This window comes from Nitrospirota bacterium, assembly GCA_040754395.1.
In the GTDB taxonomy this organism is placed as follows: Bacteria; Nitrospirota; Thermodesulfovibrionia; order Thermodesulfovibrionales; family SM23-35; genus JBFMCL01.
In genome coordinates, this window is record JBFMCL010000021.1 from 45,274 (window position 1) to 60,580 (window position 15,307).

A 15,307-nucleotide genomic window follows, 5' to 3' on the forward strand; every position below is an offset into this window, starting at 1 on the left:
CTTATTTAAAATCTACAAATCTCCCATCATGAACGGTTAAAAGGCGAAGTGGCTTAACGACATCGCCATTATGTTCGAAAGTCACTTTCCCTCCAGGTCCTTCATAATCTTTAACCATGAAAAAACCATTTCGAATTTGATCCACCGATGAACCACCCCCGAGTTCAATGGCTCTCACTAAAACATGCAGCGAGTCATAACCTTGGGCTGCAAAGACATCAGGTTCGGTGCCATATTTAGATTTAAAAGCCTGAACGAATTCTTGGATTACACGGTCACTACTGCTTTTATCATATGTTGGATATGTAAAAACCGCACCCTCAGCCCCTTGACCAGCCAACTCCAAGAGGGCTGGATCGTTGAGGCTATTAACTCCGAGAAATCGAGTCTTGAATCCCAACTCGCGAGCTTGTCTGAGAAGAATTGAAACCTCCTTCACGTAACCTGGTATGTAAACAGCTTCAGGCCTAGTGCCTCTTATTTTCACAAGTTGAGAGCGCAAGTCGGTTGCCCCTTGCGCATAACTTTCATATCCTACGATTGAACCGCCAAGTTTCTCAAATTCGCGCTTAAACACGTCCGCGATTCCTTGACCATACGCGGCATCTACAAATAGAATTGCTACCCGTCTAAGACCGAGATTCTTGTAGGCAACATTTGCCATTACTTGTCCGTCATAATTATCTGAAGGCCAGAGCCTAAAGAAATACTTCGTATTATTTGTTAAGGTCGCTTTTGTTGCTGTAGGTGAAAGTAAGATAATCTTTTCCTTTTCTGTAATAGGGATAATTGGTTCAGCAGTAGAACTCATAGCACCGCCAATAATAATTCTCACTTTATCCGTACTGGTTAACTTGTTGAGGGCAGAGACTGATGTAGCTGGATTCCCTTGGTCATCTTCATAAATGACATGTAATTTTGTCATTCTTACTTGCTTCATAATCTCTTCAAGTGCTAAATCCATTCCCTTCTTTATGGCCTGCCCGTAAACACCAGCATCGCCCGTCAAAGGTAAAATCGCCCCTATTTTTATCTCCTTCTCCTCTTTCTTTGTACACCCGAAAGAAAAGAACATTGCCGATGTTATGATGATTGAAATTATTACAATGACTGCTGAGGCCGGTTTATGATTAATTCTATTCATGGATTTCCTCCAACATATGAATTGTTAGCAAAATTATATAGATTTTCACTATAGTTGTGCAACAATGAAATTATAAGGGAAGGTTTTGAAAATAAACAAAAACTTTATGACTTGCGATTAGGAGGTGCACCAGTTTAAATGAAATGTACCATTATAGGCATAACAAAGAGCTAACCGACTGGCAACTATGCAGCCACAGAATTTCCAAGCAATACCGCTAAATTCCTCCTGAGTGGTTGGAACCCTTTGAGGACAGATTAGTCATTGCGTAGTATGCTTTCGGTATATTTGATCTAGTTCATCGGTATCATAGTCAAGAAGATATGCGCCACCATGTTTCTTAACTCTCAGAGGGCCTTCACTTGTAATCTTCTGGACGGTTAGTAGAATCTTGAAAATAGTTTTTCCACTTTCTCGAAATAAGAAATAATTCGCGTAATAATCCGACTGCAAAGTTAGGGGAAAGTCAGAAAAATTTGCTGTAGGCATATCATCATAAACTGGACGCGACAGATAATTTATCGTTCTTCCGTCATGATACCTTCCGTGCAATGCCTCTTGGATAATTGAGTATTCACCCATGCAGTTGTGTTTAATAATAATCGGTGTCTGCTCTAAGCAACCAGTACCTTTATGAGAATCCCAAAAATAATCCCAACCAATATAAGCTATTGACCTGACATATCTAAACCGCCCTTTTAAAAAAATCAATATATCATACGACGCACCGAAACTAAGATCCCAACTCTTACGGTATAGGCTTTCTTCAAATCGCGCATGCGCGACTTCATTTATAACGGAAAGGACAGCTTCCTCTTCAACTGGAAGCGCTGAACCGCCACTATTCCATTCTCGTTTTCGTAGACTTTCAAAGTATTCTTCGCCAGAGCCTTCGAAGAAATGGTCATTATAGAAGATTTCTTTTGGGTATAAGCAATTCCAGAGAAAACAATAGGGCTCTTTGTCGATAACCCATCCAATGAAATTCGTATGCAGGCTTCCGAAATCACCAACTTCATGCATCTTGAAAAAATGTTCTACAGATTCTTTGGTAACTCTTTTGTTGGAATAAGCCTTTTTTAACGCAGTAATCACCTCTTTTGCGACGACACTGTAACCTGTCCAGCCAACAGCGAAATTGTTATTAATGACATATACTTTCTTCCTAAGTGATCGAAGCCCGCCTTTTGAAAGCGCCATGTCTCCTATCAGAACTGGAATACCTTTATGCCTGTATGCTGCAATCAGCGTCATTATTTGTTAATCCTGCTTCCCTCAGTCATCAGACACCGGGGTGTCGCCTGACGGGCTCGCTGGCCTCAATCTTCTTGCTGATTGCCCGTAAGGTGTCGCAAAGTGAAGTCACTTCGGAAACGTATGTCTCCACGTCAAATCCGTGAATGTCCGGCCAAGATTGCCCTTTCAAGTTGAGATGGTATCGTAGATGCTGGTCAAATGGTTGTTCATCTTGAATCTTTTGTTCAATATCAGCTGCTGAAAAACCAAGGTAGGCTGGAATAAATGGAATAACGAAGTGTAAGTTAGGGTCTGGGTTGAGGCTTTCGTACTTAGTTTGGAGTGGTCTTAGAGAATGACCTTTAGGGCATATTCCGCCGTTCCTTCTGCCTATCCCGAATTTCAAAAAGAGTTCAACGCCGTGATAAGCAAGTGACATGATAACCTTTGCGTGATGAAAGGTATCAGGGAGTGCACCCGCCTTCATGTCCTTGCATAGATTTATGCTTGCGTCAAGATGCGCCAACCCAAGCTCAAGACATAGAGACGGTGCATCAAGATGTTGAATCTGCCAACTTCCAATCATCTTGTCACCATTTTTAAATACGATAGGGTTATTCCCTTCGCCTTGAATAATTTCTTAGCCCTCATAAGGTTTTGTAGTCCGGCACTTGGGATATCTTGAACAGCCCCAAAACTTTTGACCGATATTCGAGCCTTTTCCTGCGGTTCTCAGCACCATTTCACTGCCGCATTGTGGACAAACAAGAGATGCCTTTGAGACAGGCAGCGCTGCTTTGTGATCAGGCTGAACGTTTTTAATGAATTCCAATAGTTGAGAACCTTCGACCAGATCGATGGGTTTGTTTGCTGCGAAATTCCTTGCTTCCTGAGTAAAGAAACCAGAAGTCATTAAAATTGACTTATTTGCATTTTGTGAAGTCTGAACGCCATATAATTCTCGAACTTTGTCAACGCCGACTTTAATATTCCGCCATTGTTTGCATTGAACAAGGATCAATTCGCCGTTCTTTTTCAACGTCAAATCGATGCCACCATCAGGACCAGCAATGGCATTTTCATATACAGTATATCCTTGTCTCCGGTAAGCTTCCCCAACCAATTCTTCAAATTCCTTCCAGTTTAAATTACGAACAGTATCAATAGATTCCTGCCTGTCCAGGAGCTTACGCTTGCGCCAGGAATTAATTGCCGAAATGGGAGCAGGGATTAATAAAACCAGTGCAATTATCGGAGCAAGTGAGGGCGCGGCGTTAGCCAGTCCTTTGAAAAGCATATATGTCGTGTCTGTAGGCCCCTTTTGCTGAAGTTCTATTGAGGGAATGAAGTATTTGAGAATAAGATATGAAATGCCGGATAACGCAACACTAACCCACCACGGAAAGAGAGCCAACAGGTCGAGAATTGAATCATTTTTTCTTGCCATTAATTTGTCTGTATTGCCGAACTTAATCAGCAGAACGCAGACTGTATTTCTTTAAATCTTCAGGGGAAAGCTCTTCAGGTGGCACAAGCCTATAGTGCTTCTCTGAGACTATGACGATTCCGGCTTCGGAATCTTCCAGTTCAAAAATAGCTATGATGTTGTCCCGCATGAATTGTGCAGCAATTAACTTACATATCAGATTAGGAAATTTTGCGAGGCAGACTGCCAAGTCCTGTTCAAATTGCACAATTCCAAGCTTGTCTGTCCCGCCTTTAGCTTGAACCGGGAGAACGTAGTGTGCTCCTCTCTTATCAATCCCGATATAAATTTCATCTGTTTCCACCTGGCCTATCTGGGGAGCTGTTGTTCTTAGGTGGTTCTGCAAAGAATAACAGGTCAGGCCGGTGAAGATATCAACTAATCGATTGTAGCGGATCTTTGCCAACAATGCCTGTTCATCGTTCAAAGCATATTTTTCTATGACTCCAGGTGTAGCGTCCGGTATCTTAATTTCAGCAAGTTTTGGATTTGGGGTAATGCTGGCAATGGCCGCCAATTCAAAGACATACTTGGCGGTTCCTGCCGGTCTGATTACCCATGATGCATTCTCCGGAGCTTTTGCCAGAATCGATTGAGGCAAGTCTGAACGATACCGGAAAGAATAAATGAGATCGCCTATGTTTTTTGGCAGTTTTATTCCGAGTTTTTTCGCTGCCTCGATTATATCTGATCTCTGGAAAGGTACCCTTGACGCACCTTCAGAGTAATGTTTGAAAAATATTGCTTCAATAATCTGAACATAACGGTTCTTCTTCATGCAGTCTCCTATCCGGGCCAACGCAGGATAACAACCTCTTCTCTTAATTGAGCTGAAGTTGCAGTAGCAAATCTCGTGCGGAACAACTCGATTTCTGCTAACTCATATCCTAATGATTGAGCGATCTCTGCTAACAGTTCACCAGTGCGAATCATCACCTTAAAATAAGAAGCCTGATCGCCTACAACGTAAGCCAAAAGCGCACCTTTCTTTAAGACATGACGTAGATCGGCGAAATGTTTAGCCATTCCCCCGAAATACTGAACAGTAACCCGACTGTAGAGTTTCTCGAAACCGGAAGTTTTTTTCAGTTGAATTCTTTTTCTTTCGATCATTTCAGCAAGGTTCAGGACATTTTCGTTGTTTGCAACCCATTTATCGTCTTCATCGTCTTTATAGATTCCACGGGTATTTGAACGAATCAGGGTCTTTTTGAATTTTCTCAGCTCCTCCAGATTATTTATAAATCCTAATAAGACTGATTCCAGCCTCGTTGTTCTGGTATAGTCTTTTTCATTTGGATAGGGCGGGGATGTTATCACAAAATCAACACTGTCATGGTCAAGCATTTTGCTGATTTGACGAGAATCGCCCAGAATTGCTTTGCATGGTGGGTACGTGTTTCCTTCGATCGAGGCAACGTCTCTCGCAATTTTATCGATTTCCCCTAACCAGGAGCTAATAACCGGATAATCCAATTTCGATTTTCCAACTCCAACCTCCGGCCCAAATTTGAGGTTGCTTATTTTAAAAACGAGCGCGTTTGCCAGAGCTAACAAGGCATGGTTAAAGCATGGATGATCTTTGTATCGTCTTAGGGTGTTCAACAGTCTTAGTGTCTTATGCAATGGAAGGGGGCTTATTGAGTTCGTAATAAGCAGTTTTCGGGCGTGCGCGTCGAGCGTGTTCAGATTGAGTTCCGGGATATTCCCCCCAAGAGTCGGAGCGTCTGCAATGCCTTCGGATTTGAGTTCCTCGACTGCTTCAGATGCAACTTCATGCGCCATTGCTTCAAGTTCTTCTCCCTTAATGCTCCAGTCAGTCTTTACAGAGGTTGCAAAATGTGCAAACGGGTTTGCTTCAATGCCGATTGCGGGTATTCTGTTGAGCTTCGACTCTACTACGGTCGTGCCGGTCCCGCAGAAGGGGTCAAGGATAACTTTGCTTTCATCGATATTGAATTTACGGATGTAATGCCGGACTAAATGGGGTGGGAAAGAAAGGACAAAACGATACCAGTCATGAAACATGCTGTCATTAGGGTCAAGCTTGTTCTTCTTTCCGTTCTTAAGCTTAGTATCGTCAGGTACTTTTATTCCAGGGATTTCAATTTGTAATTGCAATTCTCTCTTCTTTCTATGCGTTTAACTTTTTGTTAATACTACTACATTTTTAGCGAAAAACAAAACAGAAATTATGATTTCAAATCCCATATGGGGACAACGGGGACATGAATTTAGTTGTAATTAAAAGGGACACAATGGGGACAATAGGGACATTTTCTTACTGTAGTAAAATTGTAGTAGTTTTATGCGTTTTATGCAGATTTGACGGCAATAGCCGGAATATATAGAAATGCTTTTTCTGCTTACTAATCAAAGTGTTACGCTGAAACCATTGCCAGTAGCCGATTGCTGTTTTTTGTTCTGGCCACATTTTGAGTCCGGCGCGTCTGCCAATTCCACCACACCGGCATGATCAGAAGTCAGCTACAGTGATCAGAAGAACAAAAAAAACGACCGATACCGCTACTTTTTCTGCGTGCGAATGAAATGTGCGATTGAACGGTCATAGGTGCGTTCAGCTTCTTTCGTAAAGAAGCACGCGGGAAGTTCGCCGTTCCTCCTGTGATAGTGAAGGCATTCACAGCATTTGCTTTTCCTCTCGCACGGCTCATACGTGCATGTGCAGAATTTCCTGAATTTTTCCTGAATGCATTCCATGACTTTCAATTGTACATTTTACATTTTGTTTTTTGCAACGAAAAGGGCTATTTGCCGATACAGAATTCGCTGAATATCCTGTCCAGTATATCCTCTGTTGTGATTGCTCCGACGACGGTGCCGAGATTGTCCAGGGCCGTCCTGAGCTCAAGGGCATGTATCTCAAGGGGCTGATTTTCCGTCAAGGTCTGTGCTGCCCTGCCGAGAGATGCGACTGCTTGTTCTATCGCCGTTTTATGTCTGAGATTTGTGACCACGACACCCTCCCTTTCCTCTTTCCAGTCACTCAGACAGGTGGTGAAGATTGCGTCTTTCAGTTCCTCGAGACCGTCTCCCCTTGTGGCAGAAACATCCAGCGCACGGGGAGCGGTAGCGATGAGTCGTGAAATGAGAAAATTCATGTCAGCCAATGAAGGAAGGTCGCACTTATTGAAGACGATGATCGTGCGCTTTGGCTTTATCTTTTCAATCACCTCAATATCTTCATCAGTAAGGGGTTCACTCCGGTCAAAGACAGCGATTACAAGATCAGCGTTCTCGATGCTCTGCAGGCTCCTTTTCACTCCTTCCTGTTCGGCGGTCTCCCTGACTTCCCTGATTCCTGCCGTATCCATGATCCTCAGGGGAAGTCCGTTGATATTCAGATATTCCTCGATTATGTCACGCGTTGTGCCGGGGGTGTCTGTAACAATCGCCCGGTCTTTCCTGAGCAGTGCATTCAGGAGAGAAGATTTTCCGACATTGGGCCTTCCGATAATCGCCGTTGAAAGCCCTTCCCTGAAAAAGCGGGCTTCATCGTATGTCTTCAGCAGCTTCTCGAGTTCATCGCGGATTATGCATATTTCCCTGAGCAGGTCCTGTGCTGCTGCGGTTTCGATCTCATCCTCGGGGAAATCGATACAGGCTTCGACTTGGACGCATATCTCCGTCAGCCGGTCCCTCAGTCCGGTTATCTTTTCAGAAAGGCCTCCCTGCAACTGCTCAACGGCGATCCTTCTGCTTTCGTCTGTTTTTGCCCGGATGAGATCGAGCACTGCCTCTGCCTGGCTCAGATCTATCCTGCCGTTTATGAAGGCCCTTTTCGTAAACTCCCCGGGTTCTGCAAGCCGCACCCCCTGTTTCAGGACAAGGTCAAGGGTTTTCCGGACAGTGATCATGCCACCGTGGCAGTTTATCTCGACCACATCCTCTTTTGTATAGGAATGCGGGGATTTCATGACAGTCACCAGTACTTCATCCACCTTTTCGCCGGTGAACGGGTCTCTGATGTGACCGTAGACCATGCTGTACGGTTTCACACTGCCGAGAGTGCAATTTTTTGGCGAGGAGAAGAGTTTCTCCGCAGTCCGGACCGAATGTTTTCCGCTCAGCCTCACGATGCCGATGCCTCCTTCGCCGAGCGGTGTGGAGATTGCTGCTATGGTATCTTCAGGTGAGCGCATATCCTCATGTCCTTCTGTTCGGGCAGACAGGAAAGCAGCCGATATTACGACGCCTGTTCTTTCGCCATTTTCCTGTTCACGTAGAACTGCTGGGCGATACTGAATATGTTGTTCATGAGCCAGTAGAGGACAAGGCCTGATGCAAAATTCAGGAACAGGAACGTGAAAACGACCGGCATGAGCATCATAATTTTGTTTTGCGTGGGATCCAGGGTCGTGGGGGTCATTTTCTGCTGAATGACCATCGTGGCTCCCATGAGTATGGGCAGCGGGCCGACTGCAAATCCGCCGATGAGGGGAATTGCTGCCGGTATATGTCCGAAAAGCGAATCAGGTGCGGCAAGATCTTTTATCCAGAGCATGAAAGGCGCACCTCTGAGTTCGATCGCGATCAGAAGGATTTTATAAAGGGCAAAGAATACCGGTATCTGCAGAAGGATGGGAAGGCATCCGCCTATCGGATTGACCTTGTGCGTTTTATAAAGCTCCATTGTTTCCTTCTGCATCCGCTGAGGGTCTTTCTTGTATTTTTCCCTGAGTTCGGCCATTTTAGGCTGAATTTCCTGCATTTTCTTCATGGATTTCTGGCTCTTGTTAATCAGCGGAATAAAAGGTATCCGCACAACGGTGGTAAGGAGCACAATCGCCCACCCATAGTTGCCGCTTACCTGGTAGAAGAACTTCAATACCCAAAAGAGAGGGACGGCAAGTATTGAGAAGAATCCGAAATCGATGATATGTTCCAGCCCGACATTCAGTGTTTTGAGGTAATCATAATCTTTAGGCCCGACATAAAGGATAAAACTGTTTGTCCCGGACTTTCCCTGCAATGCGATAACCGGGGAGTCATTCATTTTCCATACCTTCGCCTGTTCAACGGGAGCGAGAGGAACCAGAGAAGCAAAGAAGTACTTGTCTTCCTGGGCTATCCATCTCAGACCTTCACGATAGCTTTTGGCTTCGCTCAACCCCCCGGAGTCGAATTCAATCCTGTCGCTTTCTTTGAGAAGAACAGGTCCGACATGTGTAGAGGTATCATGCTTGTCATGTATGCCGATGTCCGTTCCTATGGTTATCCAGTAATCAGGCATTCCGGAAACTTCGTCCTTGATGTCAACCCGGTACGTGTCATGATAAAACGTATACGACCTTCTGACTGCAATGCCCTGTTCTGCATATTCGAAAACCAGCGTGCCGGTCTTGTTGTTGCTGGTAAGGAGCATGTCGCGACCGGTTACCTGGAAATTTTTTTCCGCGAATGCAAAATCGTCCTTTGAGCCTATTCCGAGAGGCGGTTCTGTGCCGGGCTTTCCGAGCAGCACCACATTCTTGCCTTCCTTGTCCTTGAAATTTTTCAGTTCATAGTATTTTATTGTTCCCCCCATGCTTGTATAGACGGCTGAATACAGATCGTTTTCGACTTTTATCTCTTTTTCATGCTGCGATAGCTGTATGTCACCGGTCAGGGGAAGCGAGGGAGGCTGTGCAGCAGTTTGCTGGCGTTCTGCCGGAACCGTCTGCTCATTTCCAGTTGCAGGCGTCTGAGGTTTCTGTGGTTCAGGCGGCATTACGAAAAACTGATATGCAAGGAGAATTAAAAATGCCAGCGCTACTGCAATAAGTGCTCTGTTTTCCATGTCTATTTTACAGGGTCATGTCCGCCTGGGTGAAACGGATGACACCGCAATAACCTCCTGAATGAAAGATATGATCCTTTTATGCAGCCATATCTGCTGATTGCATCCATCGAATACTGTGAACATGAGGGAGAAAACCTGCAGCTCGTGGGGAAAAGCGGCGACAGAAGATATTTATACAGCTTTAAAACTGACAGCAATGCTTTTTTCATGCATGAACCTTGACAAATAATTTTTTATTTCAATAATGAAATCGTCTAGTCTTCCCTCAACAGAGGACCTCTTCGCAACAATCACAAAGTCGCAGCGGCATGCAGTCCCACCGAGTGCTTTTCTTATGGCCTCTCTCAGAAGTCGTTTTATCCTGTTCCTGGTAACCGCTGTGCCGAGTTTTTTCCCAACAGACAGTCCGAGGCGGTTGAAAGCGAGACCGTTCGGTCTGGCATAGATGACGAGATATCGTGAAGCCAGGTGTTTCCCTTCCCTGAATACCAAATCAAAATCCCGTCGTTTCGTTAAGGAGCGTAAAAGGGCTTCACGCATTAAACAGAGAGTTTTTTGCGCCCTTTGGCCCTTCTTCTCTTGATAACCTTCTGTCCGCCTGGAGAACTCATCCTTTCGAGAAAGCCGTGAGTCTTTTTCCGCTTTTTTGTGTGTGGATGATATGTAGTGTAAGTACCCATAATTTTGAACCTAAATTATAGTTTTTCGCGAAAACTAATGTCAAGTCCGGAAAGATGCCGGAACCGAACATCCCTCCGTCGCTTTACAATTGTCTCTGTCAGATGTTACATTTTTGCATGAAATACGGGGAGAAAAAGATCAGGCAAGCCTCACTGGAGATATGGGATAATCCGAGTCCTGAGAGGGATTATGAAATACATATCAGTTTTCCGGAATTTACCTGCCTCTGCCCGCGTTCAGGATATCCTGATTTCGCCGCCATTCACATACGCTATAAGCCGGGAAAGCGCATTGTGGAACTGAAATCGCTGAAACTGTATCTGAATGCATTCCGTGATACACACATCTCGCATGAGGCAGCTACAAACAGGATTTACGAAGAACTTGAAAAGAGACTGAAGCCGAAATTCCTTGAAGTAACAGGGGATTTTAACCCGCGGGGGAATGTAAAGACGCTCGTAAAGGTCTGCTCTGATCAGCAGCCGAAGGCAAAACGCTAGGTTCTGCTTTCAGGCTCCCCTTGCCTTTTCGATAAACAGCTGCATTTTATGGTGGTCCTTTTTCCCTTTTTCTGCTTCAATGCCGCTGCTGACATCTACACCATACGGCCTGACGCGCTGTATGGCCTGATGAATATTGTCCGGCGTGAGCCCTCCCGCAAGAATAATCCTGCCGAACTGCTTTGCGTACATTGCAATGTCCCAGTTGAAGATCTGGCCCGTGCCGCCATATACGTTGGGAGTATAAGTATCAAGAAGGAAGGCGGAAACCCTGTCCCTGAAGTGCACAAGAGGGTCAAGGCTTTCAAGGGACTTAACCCTTATTGCTTTTATCAGCCGCCTTGAAAAATTGCATGCTTCTGGCGGTTCATTGCCATGGAGCTGCACAACGTCTATGCCTGCTGCGGATATGGTTTTTTCTATCTGATCAAATGGTTCGTCGACAAAAACCCCGATTGTGGTAACGAATGAGGGGAGTCTTCTGATGATTTCCGCTGCATCGTCAGGTCTGATATATCGCGGGCTGCCCCGGAAAAAAACGAATCCGACGGCATCAGCTCCGAGATCGACTGCTGCCATGGCATCGTCGAGATTCGTGATGCCGCAGATTTTAATTCTGACCTGCATAGCATCATTGTATCATATCTGCGCTGTTTTCCCTGTCAGCAAGTCAATCATGCCCGCTATGTCACGGGATTCCATGAAAGACGTGCCGACAAGCATCGCATCAATTCCTGCTTCCCCGAGTGTTCTGACATCCTCCCTTGTTTTTATCCCGCTCTCCGCCACCACAATCTTATGGGAAGGGATTTCTTTTTTCAGCATGAAGGTGGTGTTGATGTCAATCGCCAGTGTTTTCAGGTTTCTGTTATTGATGCCGATGATTTTGCAGTCTGTGGAAAGCGCGGTTTCGAGTTCCCGGTAATCATGAATCTCGAAAAGGACTGAAAGCCCGAGTTCTGCCGCAAGATGAAGGTATTCCTTCGCCTGGTTCTTATCGAGAATTGCCGCGATCAGCAATATTGCATCCGCACCGTGAGCCCTTGACTCATAGATCTGGTATTCATTAAAAAGGAAATCCTTTCTCAGGACAGGTCCGGAGTAGACTTTCCTGGTATCAGAAAGGAAAGAAAGGTTTCCCTGAAAGAAGTGCTCCTCAGTAAGCACAGAAACCGCATCTACCGCCTTTTTTTCATATATCCCGGCTATTGAAAGATGGTCGAAATCCCTTCGTATGACCCCTTTCGACGGAGAAGCCTTCTTGATCTCCGCGATGAGTTTTACCGGCCCCCCGGGGGAACGCATTACCGCTGACATGAAATCCCTCGGTTTTTCATTCTCACGGATCCTGTGTTTCAGCTCGGAAACGGGCTGGCGGGATCTCACTTTGTTCAGTGCTTCCTTTTTTCTGAAGACAATGTCATCAAGAATTCCCATGCAGGCATTTTATCCAACTGCTGCATATTTTGTAAATTCTCCGCTTCATTTTTGCTATAATCCTCACAACGATACGGGATCGAATGGCGCCACTCCCTGCAGCGTCCGTTCGTTGCTCACCTGTGGGTGATAACGCTCCGGCTGATGTCAGGGAAGGACGGAAAAAAGAGCAGGCATCGGTGAAAACGAAAAAATACAGGAGTTTTTGCTACCGCAGATGACCCCGGGGGATGAAAAAAAGCGCATCGCAAAGGCCGCGGGGATCATGTCTTTTGCAACCCTGATCAGCCGTATCCTCGGTTACATTAAGGATATGATACTGGCGAATTTTTTTGGGGCGACCGGGACAGCCGATACGTTTTTTGTTGCGTTCAGAATCCCGAACCTTCTCAGAGAACTGTTCGCAGAAGGTTCTATGTCCTCCGCATTTATTCCTGTCCTGACGGAATACCAGACAAAACATGGTCCGGAAAAGGCGAAGCAGCTTGTCAGGATTACCTTTACTTTTATCCTGCTTTTCGTGGGTTCGATCTGCATTCTCGGGGTTGTCTTTGCTCCCCAGATAGTCGCGGTAATTGCTCCGGGTTTTATCGATACACCGGACAAATTCTCCCTGACAGTGCTCCTTACAAGGGTGATGTTCCCGTTCCTGTTGTTCATAAGCCTTGCTGCACTTTCCATGGGCGCATTACACGTCAGGCGGACTTTCTTTGTCCCTGCGCTTGCGCCGGCAATGCTGAACATCACGATTATCATAGTGGTGGTACTGTTTACAGCACGGATGACAGAGCCGATCCTCGCGGTGGCGATCGGTGTCGCGATAGGAGGATTCGTGCAGTTTGCGTTTCAGCTCCCGCCCTTTTTCCGGCACGGATACTCATTGAAGCCGGCATATGATTTCAGGCACGAGGGGCTGAGAAGGATGTCGATTCTCATAATGCCTGCCACGATGGGGATGGCAGTGGCGCAGATAAATATCTTCATCAGCACTATTCTTGCCTCTTTCCTTCCTGAAGGAAGCATCACGTATCTTTATTATTCGATGCGTCTTGTTCAGTTCCCTGTCGGCATATTCGGAGTGGCGATGGGAATGGCGATACTCCCGGCACTATCGGAGCATGCAGTAAACAGAGACCATGACAGGCTGCGGGAAGATTTTTCATTTGCGTTACGGCTGCTTTTTTTCGTAACAGTCCCGGCAATGGCGGGATTGATTGCCCTGAGGGAACCCATAGTCAATATTCTGTTTCAGAGGGGCATGTTTGATTACGCTGCAACCGTAGGGACTGCCCAGGCACTCCTTTTTTACTCAATCGGGATATGGTCGATCGTGGGCGTGAGGATAGTTACGGCAGGCTTCTATGCCATGCAGGACACAAAGACACCGGTAAAAGTTGCGCTTGTTGCGCTGGCATCCAATGTAATCCTGAGCGTTCTGCTCATGCATCCGCTCAGGCATAACGGTCTTGCGCTCGCAAACTCACTCGCATCCGGTGTGAACTTTGTCCTTCTTTTTTTCTTTCTGAGAAAGAAGCTGGAAAGGGTTGATGCGAAACGAATCATTTCGTCTTTTGCGAAAAGCATTCTTTCCGCGTCCGTTATGGGAGTGGCAGGGTGGGCTGTCCTGCGCGGAGAGATGTGGCAGATACACGGCAATACCCTGCACAAGAGCCTGTACCTGGGCGGGACGATCGCTTTCTGTCTCGTCACATATTTTTGTCTGTGCGCTCTGCTGAAGAGCGAGGAATTTGCGTATGTCGCCGGGATGTTCAGGCAAAAATTCAGAAAATAACACAAGGGAGGAAATATGATAATCCTGAATCTGGTGGTCGGACCTCTGGAGAACAACTGTTTTATCATAGGAGATGAGAAGTCAAAGGAGTGTTTTATCGTTGACCCGGGAGATGAACCTGAAAGGATCCTTGCCATGGTGGAGGAAAAAGGACTTACGGTGAAATATATCGTGTGTACCCATGCGCATTTCGACCATATCGCTGCGGTATCGGATATCTGGAATGAAACAAGGGCAGGGATCGTGCTTCACCGTAATGAACTGGAGATATACAAAAGCGCAAAAGACCATGCCGCAATGTGGGGGTTTGAACTCGACGATCAGCCGGACCCCAGCATTCTTGTTTCCGAAGGCGATAGTATACAGGTGGGAGGCCTCAGATTCGAGGTACTGCATACGCCTGGACACAGCCCCGGAGGAATCTGCCTTTACGGTGAAGGGGTTCTCATTACCGGAGATACGCTTTTTTCAGGTTCTGTGGGAAGAACCGACCTGCACGGAGGGAATATCGGGATGCTCAAAATGTCTTTCAGGCGCCTGATGGCATTGCCTGATGAGATTAGGGTGCTCCCGGGACACGGACCTGAGACAACTATCGGAAAAGAGAAAGTTGACAATTTCTTTTCATCTGAAATATAATACATTTTCCTGTGAAGGAGAGATAGGATTTCTTGAAAAGAAGAGATATCATGTATTTTTAGCCGAATTTGGAATTTTATCAGTTCTATTCAGCTATAATCGCCGATATTTCCCTATTGACTAACTTTTCAAAAATGATATGCTAATATCAGATGAACGATAAAGAGTCTGAAATGGTCTGACGAGACCAGGTAGTTCTTTGATAAAGGAAGGCTATACTACTTGGTATGGCCTTTATTTTTCTCTGCAAATCCTTGGGGCTAAGGCGAGCTGAGGGAACACACAAAAAGAGGGAGCCGAATACTGATGTAGTGATGCATGCCCCACAAGCCTGCAAAGGCGAGGGGAAGCCTAAGCATCAGAAACGGTGCCCACGTGAAAAAAGCCTCTGAAGCTCCACCCCAGGGATGCAGAGATGTTCTTTGAAAACTAAAAAGTAGGCGTCCAGGTAAGTTTTGAGTGTTATTTGAGAGTTTGATCCTGGCTCAGAACGAACGCTGGCGGCGTGCCTAACACATGCAAGTCGGACGGTGTTAGTTCACAGCACTTAGCTCATAGCTGATAGCAAGAATTCTATGGTCATGGGCCA

Annotated in this window: 17 protein-coding genes and 1 rRNA gene; 4 read left to right on the top strand and 14 right to left on the bottom strand. The window is 45.8% G+C overall.

The genetic code is table 11. The features are described 5' to 3' along the window. Position 1: 1 nt before the first annotated feature. The 12 genes from AB1552_10970 to rpmH form a co-directional block, all read right to left on the bottom strand. Positions 2–1,144 carry a penicillin-binding protein activator gene (locus AB1552_10970; protein MEW6054290.1) on the bottom strand — a complete coding sequence of 381 codons (1,143 nt, stop codon included), beginning with the start codon at positions 1,142–1,144 and terminating at the stop codon, positions 2–4. Positions 1,145–1,405: 261 nt separating this feature from the next. Then, positions 1,406–2,398 (bottom strand): hypothetical protein, encoded by a 993-nt coding sequence (locus tag AB1552_10975; GenBank protein ID MEW6054291.1) that lies wholly within the window; start codon positions 2,396–2,398, stop codon positions 1,406–1,408. Positions 2,399–2,426: 28 nt separating this feature from the next. Continuing rightward, the gene (locus AB1552_10980; GenBank protein ID MEW6054292.1) at positions 2,427–2,966 is read right to left on the bottom strand and encodes a hypothetical protein; all 540 of its coding nucleotides are present in this window, start codon (positions 2,964–2,966) and stop codon (positions 2,427–2,429) included. 54 nt (positions 2,967–3,020) lie between these two features. After that, a complete protein-coding gene (locus AB1552_10985; GenBank protein ID MEW6054293.1) occupies positions 3,021–3,827 on the bottom strand; it encodes a restriction endonuclease in 807 nt (268 codons plus the stop codon). 22 nt (positions 3,828–3,849) lie between these two features. Continuing rightward, positions 3,850–4,644 (bottom strand): endonuclease, encoded by a 795-nt coding sequence (locus AB1552_10990; protein MEW6054294.1) that lies wholly within the window; start codon positions 4,642–4,644, stop codon positions 3,850–3,852. Positions 4,645–4,652: 8 nt separating this feature from the next. Continuing rightward, complete coding sequence (locus AB1552_10995) at positions 4,653–5,987, bottom strand: DNA methyltransferase (GenBank protein ID MEW6054295.1); 1,335 nt, start codon at positions 5,985–5,987, stop codon at positions 4,653–4,655. A gap of 405 nt (positions 5,988–6,392) precedes the next feature. Further along, entirely contained in the window at positions 6,393–6,587 is a 195-nt protein-coding gene (locus AB1552_11000; protein MEW6054296.1) for a DUF6485 family protein, read from the bottom strand. Between the two features lie 47 nt (positions 6,588–6,634). Further along, complete coding sequence (gene mnmE / locus AB1552_11005) at positions 6,635–8,029, bottom strand: tRNA uridine-5-carboxymethylaminomethyl(34) synthesis GTPase MnmE (protein MEW6054297.1); 1,395 nt, start codon at positions 8,027–8,029, stop codon at positions 6,635–6,637. Positions 8,030–8,073: 44 nt separating this feature from the next. After that, on the bottom strand, positions 8,074–9,666 hold the full coding sequence (gene yidC / locus AB1552_11010; GenBank protein MEW6054298.1) for a membrane protein insertase YidC: 1,593 nt from the start codon (positions 9,664–9,666) through the stop codon (positions 8,074–8,076). Between the two features lie 2 nt (positions 9,667–9,668). Beyond that, positions 9,669–9,878: a membrane protein insertion efficiency factor YidD gene (gene yidD, locus AB1552_11015; GenBank protein ID MEW6054299.1), complete on the bottom strand. Its 210-nt coding sequence runs from the start codon at positions 9,876–9,878 to the stop codon at positions 9,669–9,671. Further along, a complete protein-coding gene (gene rnpA / locus AB1552_11020) occupies positions 9,841–10,209 on the bottom strand; it encodes a ribonuclease P protein component (GenBank protein ID MEW6054300.1) in 369 nt (122 codons plus the stop codon). Before rnpA ends, yidD begins: the two co-directional genes overlap by 38 nt. Beyond that, positions 10,209–10,349 (bottom strand): 50S ribosomal protein L34, encoded by a 141-nt coding sequence (rpmH, locus tag AB1552_11025; GenBank protein MEW6054301.1) that lies wholly within the window; start codon positions 10,347–10,349, stop codon positions 10,209–10,211. The genes rnpA and rpmH overlap by 1 nt, the downstream gene beginning before the upstream one ends. Positions 10,350–10,466: 117 nt before the next feature. On the opposite strand from rpmH, the gene queF reads away from it, so the two are divergent. Beyond that, positions 10,467–10,850 (top strand): preQ(1) synthase, encoded by a 384-nt coding sequence (gene queF / locus AB1552_11030; protein ID MEW6054302.1) that lies wholly within the window; start codon positions 10,467–10,469, stop codon positions 10,848–10,850. Between the two features lie 9 nt (positions 10,851–10,859). Here the strand turns inward: queF and AB1552_11035 are convergent, their stop codons facing one another. Both AB1552_11035 and trpC read right to left on the bottom strand, forming a co-directional pair. Beyond that, positions 10,860–11,477 carry a phosphoribosylanthranilate isomerase gene (locus tag AB1552_11035; GenBank protein ID MEW6054303.1) on the bottom strand — a complete coding sequence of 206 codons (618 nt, stop codon included), beginning with the start codon at positions 11,475–11,477 and terminating at the stop codon, positions 10,860–10,862. A 12-nt stretch (positions 11,478–11,489) separates the two neighbouring features. Beyond that, entirely contained in the window at positions 11,490–12,287 is a 798-nt protein-coding gene (gene trpC / locus AB1552_11040; protein ID MEW6054304.1) for an indole-3-glycerol phosphate synthase TrpC, read from the bottom strand. A 217-nt stretch (positions 12,288–12,504) separates the two neighbouring features. Between trpC and murJ the strand changes: the two genes are divergently transcribed. The 3 genes from murJ to AB1552_11055 all read left to right on the top strand — a co-directional run. Then, positions 12,505–14,079, top strand: a complete 1,575-nt coding sequence (gene murJ, locus AB1552_11045) for a murein biosynthesis integral membrane protein MurJ (protein MEW6054305.1) — start codon at positions 12,505–12,507, stop codon at positions 14,077–14,079. A 15-nt stretch (positions 14,080–14,094) separates the two neighbouring features. Continuing rightward, positions 14,095–14,718, top strand: coding sequence for an MBL fold metallo-hydrolase (locus AB1552_11050; protein MEW6054306.1), 624 nt, complete (start codon positions 14,095–14,097; stop codon positions 14,716–14,718). A 462-nt stretch (positions 14,719–15,180) separates the two neighbouring features. After that, positions 15,181–15,307 (top strand): 16S ribosomal RNA (locus tag AB1552_11055); the annotation flags it as partial.

Bases quoted from the DNA above. Each gene is read 5' to 3' on its own strand.
- AB1552_10990 (MEW6054294.1), bottom strand. From the start codon at position 4,644: ATGAAGAAGAACCGTTATGTTCAGATTATTGAAGCAATATTTTTCAAA.
- yidD (MEW6054299.1), bottom strand. From the start codon at position 9,878: ATGAAAAAAGCATTGCTGTCAGTTTTAAAGCTGTATAAATATCTTCTG.
- yidC (MEW6054298.1), bottom strand. From the start codon at position 9,666: ATGGAAAACAGAGCACTTATTGCAGTAGCGCTGGCATTTTTAATTCTC.
- mnmE (MEW6054297.1), bottom strand. From the start codon at position 8,029: ATGCGCTCACCTGAAGATACCATAGCAGCAATCTCCACACCGCTCGGC.
- AB1552_10985 (MEW6054293.1), bottom strand. From the start codon at position 3,827: ATGGCAAGAAAAAATGATTCAATTCTCGACCTGTTGGCTCTCTTTCCG.
- AB1552_11000 (MEW6054296.1), bottom strand. From the start codon at position 6,587: ATGGAATGCATTCAGGAAAAATTCAGGAAATTCTGCACATGCACGTAT.
- AB1552_10975 (MEW6054291.1), bottom strand. From the start codon at position 2,398: ATGACGCTGATTGCAGCATACAGGCATAAAGGTATTCCAGTTCTGATA.
- queF (MEW6054302.1), top strand. From the start codon at position 10,467: ATGAAATACGGGGAGAAAAAGATCAGGCAAGCCTCACTGGAGATATGG.
- AB1552_11035 (MEW6054303.1), bottom strand. From the start codon at position 11,477: ATGCAGGTCAGAATTAAAATCTGCGGCATCACGAATCTCGACGATGCC.
- rnpA (MEW6054300.1), bottom strand. From the start codon at position 10,209: ATGCGTGAAGCCCTTTTACGCTCCTTAACGAAACGACGGGATTTTGAT.
- AB1552_10970 (MEW6054290.1), bottom strand. From the start codon at position 1,144: ATGAATAGAATTAATCATAAACCGGCCTCAGCAGTCATTGTAATAATT.
- rpmH (MEW6054301.1), bottom strand. From the start codon at position 10,349: ATGGGTACTTACACTACATATCATCCACACACAAAAAAGCGGAAAAAG.
- trpC (MEW6054304.1), bottom strand. From the start codon at position 12,287: ATGGGAATTCTTGATGACATTGTCTTCAGAAAAAAGGAAGCACTGAAC.
- AB1552_10980 (MEW6054292.1), bottom strand. From the start codon at position 2,966: ATGATTGGAAGTTGGCAGATTCAACATCTTGATGCACCGTCTCTATGT.
- AB1552_11050 (MEW6054306.1), top strand. From the start codon at position 14,095: ATGATAATCCTGAATCTGGTGGTCGGACCTCTGGAGAACAACTGTTTT.
- murJ (MEW6054305.1), top strand. From the start codon at position 12,505: ATGACCCCGGGGGATGAAAAAAAGCGCATCGCAAAGGCCGCGGGGATC.